The sequence below is a fragment of the uncultured Hymenobacter sp. genome (assembly GCF_964242765.1).
Taxonomy (GTDB): domain Bacteria; phylum Bacteroidota; class Bacteroidia; order Cytophagales; family Hymenobacteraceae; genus Hymenobacter.
The window spans coordinates 1-8,355 of sequence record NZ_CAXTBM010000119.1; the positions used below are offsets into that span (position 1 = coordinate 1).

The 8,355-nt window shown below is 57.0% G+C and carries 7 protein-coding genes; 6 read left to right on the forward strand and 1 reads right to left on the reverse strand.

Going from position 1 to position 8,355, the window contains the following annotated elements; translation table 11 throughout:
* Nucleotides 1-240: 240 nt before the first annotated feature.
* Entirely contained in the window at nt 241-552 is a 312-nt protein-coding gene (locus tag ACFE7X_RS24525) for a hypothetical protein (protein ID WP_375438312.1), read from the reverse strand.
* A gap of 150 nt (nt 553-702) precedes the next feature.
* Between ACFE7X_RS24525 and ACFE7X_RS24530 the strand changes: the two genes are divergently transcribed.
* The 6 genes from ACFE7X_RS24530 to preA form a co-directional block, all read left to right on the forward strand.
* Nucleotides 703-2,175: a CoA-acylating methylmalonate-semialdehyde dehydrogenase gene (locus ACFE7X_RS24530; protein ID WP_375438313.1), complete on the forward strand. Its 1,473-nt coding sequence runs from the start codon at nt 703-705 to the stop codon at nt 2,173-2,175.
* A 47-nt stretch (nt 2,176-2,222) separates the two neighbouring features.
* Nucleotides 2,223-3,575 carry an aminotransferase class III-fold pyridoxal phosphate-dependent enzyme gene (locus ACFE7X_RS24535; RefSeq protein ID WP_375438314.1) on the forward strand — a complete coding sequence of 451 codons (1,353 nt, stop codon included), beginning with the start codon at nt 2,223-2,225 and terminating at the stop codon, nt 3,573-3,575.
* A gap of 194 nt (nt 3,576-3,769) precedes the next feature.
* A complete protein-coding gene (hydA, locus tag ACFE7X_RS24540) occupies nt 3,770-5,146 on the forward strand; it encodes a dihydropyrimidinase (protein ID WP_375438315.1) in 1,377 nt (458 codons plus the stop codon).
* Nucleotides 5,147-5,259: 113 nt separating this feature from the next.
* Nucleotides 5,260-6,126 (forward strand): nitrilase-related carbon-nitrogen hydrolase, encoded by an 867-nt coding sequence (locus tag ACFE7X_RS24545; RefSeq protein WP_375438316.1) that lies wholly within the window; start codon nt 5,260-5,262, stop codon nt 6,124-6,126.
* Nucleotides 6,127-6,219: 93 nt separating this feature from the next.
* Nucleotides 6,220-7,548: an FAD-dependent oxidoreductase gene (locus ACFE7X_RS24550; RefSeq protein ID WP_375438317.1), complete on the forward strand. Its 1,329-nt coding sequence runs from the start codon at nt 6,220-6,222 to the stop codon at nt 7,546-7,548.
* Nucleotides 7,549-7,641: 93 nt separating this feature from the next.
* Nucleotides 7,642-8,355: NAD-dependent dihydropyrimidine dehydrogenase subunit PreA (gene preA, locus ACFE7X_RS24555; RefSeq protein ID WP_375438318.1), on the forward strand; the 714-nt coding region annotated here is incomplete at its 3' end.

An 8,355-nucleotide genomic window follows, 5' to 3' on the forward strand; every position in this document is an offset into this window, starting at 1 on the left:
ATAGTGCCCAATTTGGGTAATTACTAGTGGAAAAGCGACAAAATCTACCCAACCTTTCACTAATACGGCTCTACACGGGGGAGTAGTGGAAAACAACTTGGGCGGGCTCTAGCATCTTGCTTTCACTATACTAGGGCTGCTACAGCCACGCTACTCCGGCCGTCGTTCAGCAATTCGTAAACGCGCTGAACAAAGGAACTCACCGACTATCAATCACTTTTACCGGGCGCCGCTAGACATTCAGTTATTGCCTAGTTCCAAAAGGAAGGTGGTAATATGCGCGAGCAGGCCCCACGTAAAAGGGCGTTCCTTGAAGTCGGCAGCAAGAGCAAGAAAGTGGGAGGAAAGAAATGCTTGAGGCGGTTGCTGCGGCAACTTCAAGTTGGCGGCCGACAGCGTGCAGACAATGTTGGTGACGGCTTGTCCTTGCCGGCGACGGTAGCCGCCCTTAAGCTGCTGCACCAGCACATTCCCGAACCAGCCGTGGCAGGCGGTAGCCGCCGGCTTGAAGCGACAAGTGGCTTCCTCTTTCACCTTCCCTAACGAGGGCAAGTGATAACAGCAAGCGCTGCCCATTGTGTACGGATGCGCCAACTCAGAGCGGGTGCTTTTTGATTAGGGTCAGTGCCTTGGGTCGTGGGCAGTACAAGTTGGATTTGTGCGGCAAACTCTTTACTTGCAAGAGATTAAATCCTCGGTCTCATGGAAGTCGAAGTTCTGAAGTACCCTGCGGTGCGCAACTACATCGCCGGGCAATTTGTAGCGGATGCCAGTTCGCGCAGCCTGGAAGTGTTCAGCCCCATCAGCGGATCGGTGATTTCGACCGTGCCCCTAAGCGGACGGGAAGCACTCAACCAAGCAGTAGAGGCCGCGCAAGCCGCTTTTCCGGCCTGGTCGGCCATACCCATAAAGGAGCGGGTGCAAATATTTTACCGCTACAAAGCCTTGTTGGAGAAGAACTTGGTTGACCTGACCGCCTTGGTTCGCGAGGAGAACGGCAAGACAACCGAGGAGGCGCGGGCGGAAGTAGAGAAGGCCATTGAACTAACCGAATTCGCCTGCTCTTTGCCCCAGCTAGTAGCCGGCGAAATGCTAGAGGTAAGCGCCGGTGTGGAGTGCCGCGTGGACCGCAAGCCCCTGGGGGTAGTAGCATCCATCGCGCCCTTCAATTTCCCCAATATGGTCCCGCACTGGACCATTCCGAATGCTATTGCTCTGGGCAACTGCTTAATCTTGAAGCCTTCCGAGCAGGTGCCGATCAGCGCCGGTCGCATCGCCGAATTGCTGAAGGAAGCCGGACTGCCCGATGGCGTGCTCAACATCGTGCACGGCGACAAAGAAATCGTGGAGGCCATCTGCGACCATCCCGGTATTAAAGCCGTATCGTTTGTGGGCTCGACCAAGATTGCGAAGGTGGTGTACCAACGCGCTACGGCCAACTTGAAGCGCTGCGTGGCGTTGGGCGGGGCCAAAAACCACCTGCTCGTGTTACCGGATGCCCACGTGGACATGACGGCTTCCAATGTGGCAGCTTCCATGTCGGGGTGCGCGGGGCAGCGCTGCATGGCGGGCTCGGCCATGGTGGCCGTGGGCGCCGTGGAGCCGATTATCGCTCGGCTGGTGGAAGAAGCCCGCAAGATAGTGCCGGGGAAGAACCTGGGGTCCGTGATTAGTCGGCAGGCCAAGGAGCGCATTGAGCGCTACATCACCGAAGCCGAGCAGGCAGGCGCGCATATTCTACTCGATGGCCGCAATGCGGTGGTCGCCGGGCAAGAAGATGGCTACTACGTGGGCCCAACGATAATCGATTATGTGACGACGGACATGGCCATTGCGCGCGAAGAAGTGTTCGGGCCCGTGCTGGCCATCATTCGGGCGCACGATCTGGACGAGGCTCTCGCCATTGAAAACGCCTCCAACTACGGCAACGCGGCCTCGGTGTTCACGCAAAGCGGCGGGCTGGCGCGCTACGTAATGGAAAATGCCTCGGCCGGAATGATTGGCGTCAACATTGGGGTGCCCGTACCGCGGGAGCCGTTTTCGTTCGGCGGCTGGAACGAGTCGAAGTTCGGGGCCTGCGACATCACCGGTAAAAGCTCCATCGAGTTTTGGACCCAACTCAAGAAGGTAACCACCAAGTGGAACCCCGAGTCGCGCACCAACTGGATGAGCTAGAAACGCCTCCTGTCTTACCCCGTTCTTCTGTATTAACTCCTTTTGCCATGGAAACGCTCACCCACGACAAGCAGCAAATCCTGCAAGACAACCTTGACTATACGCTTTTCTCCTGGTCGAAGCAGGCGGGGCTCAATCCCATCAATGCCGAGCGGGCCGAGGGCGTGTACGTGTACGACCGGGATGGCAAGCGCTATATCGACTTCTCTTCCCAGTTGATGAACGTCAATATCGGCCACGGCAACCAGAAAGTGACCGAGGCGGTAGCGGCGCAAATGCAGGAACTGAGCTACGTGTACCCCGGCATGATTACCAAAGCCCGCGGCGACTTGGGGCGGCGGCTGGCCGAGATAACGCCCGCCAACCTTACCAAGGCCTTCTTCACGTTGGGGGGCGCCGAGTCCATTGAAAATGCCATCAAGCTGGCCCGGGTGTACACCGGGCGTCACAAAATTGTGACCTTGTACCTTTCATTTCACGGGGCTTCCTACGGTGCCATCAGTGCCGGCGGTGATCCGCGCAAGCTAGCCGTGGACAGCCAAGCCATGCCCGGCGTGGTGCACGTAGAAAACCCGTATTTCTACCGGTGCCCTTGGTACAGCGCCACGCCGGAAGAGTGCGCCGAACGGGCGGCGGCCCACATGGAGCGAGTTATTCAATACGAAGGGCCGGGCAATGTAGCGGCCATTCTGATGGAAGGCGAATCGGGTACGTCGGGCTGCATAAAATATCCCCCCACGTACTGGCAGCGGGTGCGCAGTATCTGCGACAAGTACGGCATTCTGCTGATTGCCGATGAAGTAATGAGCGGGTTCGGCCGCACCGGCAAGTGGTTCGGCTCCGACCACCACGGCGTGAAAGTGGACATGATGGCTATGGCCAAAGGCATCACGGCCGGCTACCTGCCGCTGGGGGCCGTGATGGTGGACGAGCAAATTGCTTCTTCCTTCGATGATAAGCCGCTGCCTTTGGGATTAACGTACTCGGCCCACCCCGTTTCGTGCGCCGCCGCGCTGGCAGTGCTCGATATCTACGAAGAAGAAAATATGATCGAGAATGCCGCCGAGATGGGCCAGTACATCGAAGCCCGGGTGGCAGAAATGGCCACCCAACACCCCTCCATCGGCGACTTCCGCAATACAGGGCTGCTGGGCTGCATCGAGTTGGTGAAAAACCGCGAAACCCGGGAACCCATGGCGCCCTGGAATGCCGCTCCCCACCAAATGGAAGTCATGAACCAGGTGGCGGCCAAGATTCGCGAGTTGGGCATGTACACCTTCGTGCGCTGGAACTACATTTTCATTGCTCCCCCGCTGAATATTACCAAAGAGGAAGTAGAGGAAGGATTAACCATTATTTCCCAAGCAATCAGCATTGCCGATCAGCACACACACAGCTAATCGCTGATCCGGGACGCTTTTACTCGCTTCAAACCTGTTTTCAGGGTGCTTATAAGCTGCGGCAGTAGCCGGAGACCAGGCTATGTTTTGGGTGGAATTCCACTGAATATAAATATGAGGGTTAGCAGCATTTGAATTTGTAGAGAAAAAATGCTAAATTTTTAATCCCTATTCCTTCCACATTCCTTCTCTGAATGGCGTCCTTGCTCGTTAAAAATGGCCGCGTCGTAACGGCTGATTCCGATAGTGTGTGTGATGTGCTGATTGAAGGCGAAATCATCGTCGCTATCGGTCGAAATCTGCCGGCTACCGCGGATCAGGTTATCGATGCGGAAGGTAAATTGGTGCTACCCGGGGGCATCGATCCGCACGTGCACTTGGATATGCCCTTCATGGGCACTTTCAGCAGCGACACCCACGAAACGGGTACCCGCGCTGCCCTCCACGGCGGCACCACCACGGTCATCGATTTCGTGCTCCAAAAGCAGGGGCATTCGCTGCGCGAAGCCTTAACTGAGTGGCAAGGGCGCGCGACCGGCAATGCCGTCGGCGACTATTCTTTCCACATGGCCGTGACGGATTTCAACGAGCAAACCCGTGCCGAAATAACGGACATGGTGGCCGAGGGCATCACTTCTTTCAAGGCGTTTATGGCCTATAAAGGCGCGCTGATGATCGACGATGCTCAGTTAGTTGGTCTCATGCAGGAAGTGAAAAAGCACGGCGCCCTGGTGACCGTGCACGCTACCAACGGCGATATGATTGACACGCTGGTGGCCCAGCACCGAACTCAGGGCAAACTGTCGCCCCTGTATCACTATCTCTCCCAGCCGGAAGTAACCGAAGCGGAAGCTTCCGGCCGCTTCACCGACATTGCCAATTACACGGGCGTTAACGCCTACATCGTGCATTTAACCTGCGAAGGCGCGCTCAACCAGGTGCGGGAGGCCACCCGGCGCAACCAGCGGGTTTTCGTGGAAACTTGCATTCAGTACCTGCTGCTCGATGCCTCGCTCTACGAGCAGAATTTCGAGGGAGCCAAGTATGTGATGTCGCCGCCGCTGCGCCAGAAAAAGGACCAGGAAACGCTGTGGGCTGGTATCAATCAGGGGTTGGTACAGGTGGTAGGCACCGACCATTGCCCATTTTTGTGGGAACAGAAGCAGCTAGGCCAGCACGACTTCTCGAAAATCCCGAACGGCCACCCGGCTATTGAGCACCGCATGGAATTGCTGTTTTCGGAAGGCGTACACAAGGGCCGCATCAGTTTGCCGCGCTTTGTGGCCGTGACGGCTACTAATGCTGCCAAAATTTTCGGCATGTTTCCCCGCAAAGGCACCATCAGCATCGGCGCCGATGCCGACCTGATCATTCTTGACCCCGAGCGCAAGCACTCCATCTCGGCCGCCACCCACCACATGAACGTCGATTACTCGGCCTACGAAGGCTGGGAGCTAACGGGCAAAATAGAAACCGTAGTGCTGCGGGGCCAGGTGGCCGTCCGGGAAGGAGAAACCCAAGTAGGCAAGGGCTACGGCCAATTCATTAAACGAGGCCCCACCGTCTTCTAACAACTATAGCCCCAGTCACTTTGGCCGCGGTGGATTAAGGTCTTGCAACGCCGTTTTGCCGCTAACAACACGTTCTTAACGCTCTTTCAACTCTTAAACTGAACCCTCAGCTCATGCCACGAATAATTAAATCCGGTCTTATCCAGATGAGTCTGCCCATGACCGAGGGCGAAGGGACGATAGCCGAAATCAAGGAAGCCATGGTGCAAAAGCACTTGCCCTTCATCGAAGAAGCCGGTCGGCAGGGCGTGCAGATCCTGTGTTTGCAGGAGATATTCAACACGCCTTACTTCTGTCCGGGCCAGGACAACGCCTGGTATGCGTCGGCGGAAGCAGTGCCGGGTCCCACCACCGAGCGCATGGCCGAGTATGCCAAGAAGTACAATATGGTTATCATCGTGCCGGTGTACGAGAAGGAGTCGGCGGGCTTCCTGTACAACACGGCCGCCGTGATTGATGCTGATGGCACTTATCTGGGCAAATACCGTAAAAACCATATTCCTCACACGTCCGGCTTCTGGGAAAAGTACTTCTTCAAGCCCGGCAACCTGGGTTACCCCGTGTTTCAAACCAAATATGCCAAAATCGGCGTCTACATCTGCTACGACCGGCACTTCCCCGATGGGGCCCGGGTGCTGGGGTTGAACGGGGCCGAAATCGTGTATAATCCTTCGGCAACGGTGGCGGGCCTCTCGCAGTACCTTTGGAAGCTGGAGCAGCCGGCCCACGCCGCCGCCAATGGCTACTTTATGGGCTGCATCAACCGCGTCGGGGAAGAGAAGCCCTGGAACCTGGGTCGGTTCTACGGCTCGTCCTACTTCGTTGATCCTCGAGGACAGATTTTTGCGCAGGCTTCCGAAGATAAAGACGAACTGCTGGTCGCCGAGTTCGACCTCGATATGATCGATGAAGTGCGCGCCACCTGGCAATTTTTTCGCGACCGGCGCCCCGAAACTTACGAGAAATTGGTCGAGTTGTAAGCGGCCTGGCGCCCCATTCGATTTGTTTCTTCTCTCCCCCGCGGCGCGGAAGAAAACAGCCTAATACTCCTTCCTTAACTTATTGCCGGTGCCATGGCCGAATATTCTCCTCCTACTTCCGAACAGGAGTTTCATGCCAATTTCGCGCAGCTCAAGCCCCGGATGAACAATACGGAGGCCCTGTACGAAAGCTCGCGCTGCCTGTTTTGCTTCGACGCGCCTTGCATCAAGGCTTGCCCCTCCGGTATTGACATTCCGCAGTTTATTCGGCAGATCAATACGGGCAACGTGACAGGCGCAGCCCTTACGATTTACGAGGCCAACTACTTCGGCAATGCGTGCGGCAAGGTGTGCCCCACGGAGGTGCTCTGCGAGGGAGCGTGCGTGTACAACTTGCAGGATGTGAAGCCAATAGAAATTGGCCGGCTGCAAAGCTTCGCAACGCGGCAGGTTATCGAAAGCAACAAGTATTTGTTTGCGCCTGGCCAGCCGAATGGCCGCAAAGTGGCCGTTATTGGCGCGGGGCCGGCCGGCATTTCCTGCGCCTGTGAGTTGCGGGCCCTGGGCTACGAGGTAGATGTGTTTGAGGCCAAATCTCAGCCCTCCGGCCTTACTGTGCACGGCGTTGCGCCCTACAAAATCACCAACGAAGAGGTGCTGGCGGAGATGGACTACCTGCAAGCGCAGTTCAGCTACCGGGTGCAGTACAATTCGCCCATCACCTCCCGGCCCGATCTGCTGGCGCTGGAACAAGCTTATGACGCCATCTTTTTGGGCATTGGCTTAGGTGAAACCAATGCGTTGTTGTTGCCGGGGGAAGAGCGGAAGAATTGTGTGGGGGCGGTAGAGTTTATCGAGCAACTCCGGCGCGAGCACCACCAGGTATTGGTGGGCCGCAAGGTGATTGTGCTGGGCGGAGGCAATACGGCCATGGATGCGGCCTCCGAAGCGGCCCGCCTGGGCGCCGAGGATGTAATTCTGGCGTACCGACGCGGCAAGGACGATATGGGGGCCTACGACTTCGAGTACGATTTAGCGAAAAGTGTGGGCGTCAAAGGCTTGTTTAACGTAGCTCCGCTCGAAATTGTGGGCAACGAGTGGGTTATGGGCGTCCGGTTTATTTGCACCACAACCGTGCAGGGGCAGGTGCAGGCCGTGCCCGGCAGCGAGTTCGTGGAGCCCTGCGACATGGTGATTAAAGCCACCGGCCAAGGCAAGCAGACCTCTTTCTTGAGCCTCATTCCCGGCCTGCAACTCGATAACAAAGGACGGATTGTAGCCGACGCACAAACGCACCAAACAACTAATCCCCAGTATTTTGCTTCGGGCGACGCCCTCAATGGCGGTGCGGAAGTGGTAAATGCCGCTGCCGAAGCTAAAATAGCTGCGCGAGGTATTCACGCCTACCTAACCGCTCGGTAAAAAGCCCCGTGCCTCTCGCTGGCACTTCAAGACCTGTAAATAATCCAGCTCCCGCTCGAACGCAGCCTTGGCGTTCTTTGACCTGACTCTGTTATGCCGGACCTCTCTATAAATTTCGCCGGAATTAAGTCGCCCAATCCTTTCTGGCTGGCTTCCGCGCCGCCAACTAACTCAGGCTACCAGGTGATGAAAGCCTTCGATGCCGGCTGGGGGGGCGCGGTCTGGAAAACGCTGGGCGTGCCCGTCGTGAACGTATCGAGCCGCTACGGCGGCGTAAACTACCGCGACAAACGCCTCGTAGGTTTCAACAACATTGAGTTAATTTCCGACCGCCCCCTGGCCGACAATCTGCGCGAAATAGAGGAAGTGAAAAAGCACTTTCCGCACCACGCCGTCATTGCTTCGCTGATGGTGCAGAGCCGGGCGGAGTGGCACCAGATTGTGCGGGACGTAACCAATGCCGGCGCCGATGGTATCGAGCTGAACTTTGGCTGCCCGCACGGCATGTGCGAGCGGGGCATGGGCTCGGCAGTAGGCCAGGAGCCGGAAGTGTTGCGCACCATCGTGGAATGGGTGATGGAGGTAGCGCAGATTCCGGTCATCGTGAAGCTCACGCCCAATATCTCCGATATCACCGAACCCGCACGGGCCGCGCGGTTGGGCGGTGCCGACGCCATTTCGCTGATCAATACCATTCAAAGTATCGTGGGGGTTGATCTGGATTTGTTTGCGCCTTACCCAATTGTGGACGGCAAGGGAACCAACGGTGGCTACTGCGGTCCGGCCGTGAAGCCCATTGCCTTGAAC

Excerpts from the sequence above, each read along its gene's own strand:
- ACFE7X_RS24530 (WP_375438313.1), top strand. The coding sequence starts at position 703 with ATGGAAGTCGAAGTTCTGAAGTACCCTGCGGTGCGCAACTACATCGCC.
- ACFE7X_RS24535 (WP_375438314.1), top strand. The coding sequence starts at position 2,223 with ATGGAAACGCTCACCCACGACAAGCAGCAAATCCTGCAAGACAACCTT.
- hydA (WP_375438315.1), top strand. The coding sequence starts at position 3,770 with ATGGCGTCCTTGCTCGTTAAAAATGGCCGCGTCGTAACGGCTGATTCC.
- ACFE7X_RS24545 (WP_375438316.1), top strand. The coding sequence starts at position 5,260 with ATGCCACGAATAATTAAATCCGGTCTTATCCAGATGAGTCTGCCCATG.
- ACFE7X_RS24550 (WP_375438317.1), top strand. The coding sequence starts at position 6,220 with ATGGCCGAATATTCTCCTCCTACTTCCGAACAGGAGTTTCATGCCAAT.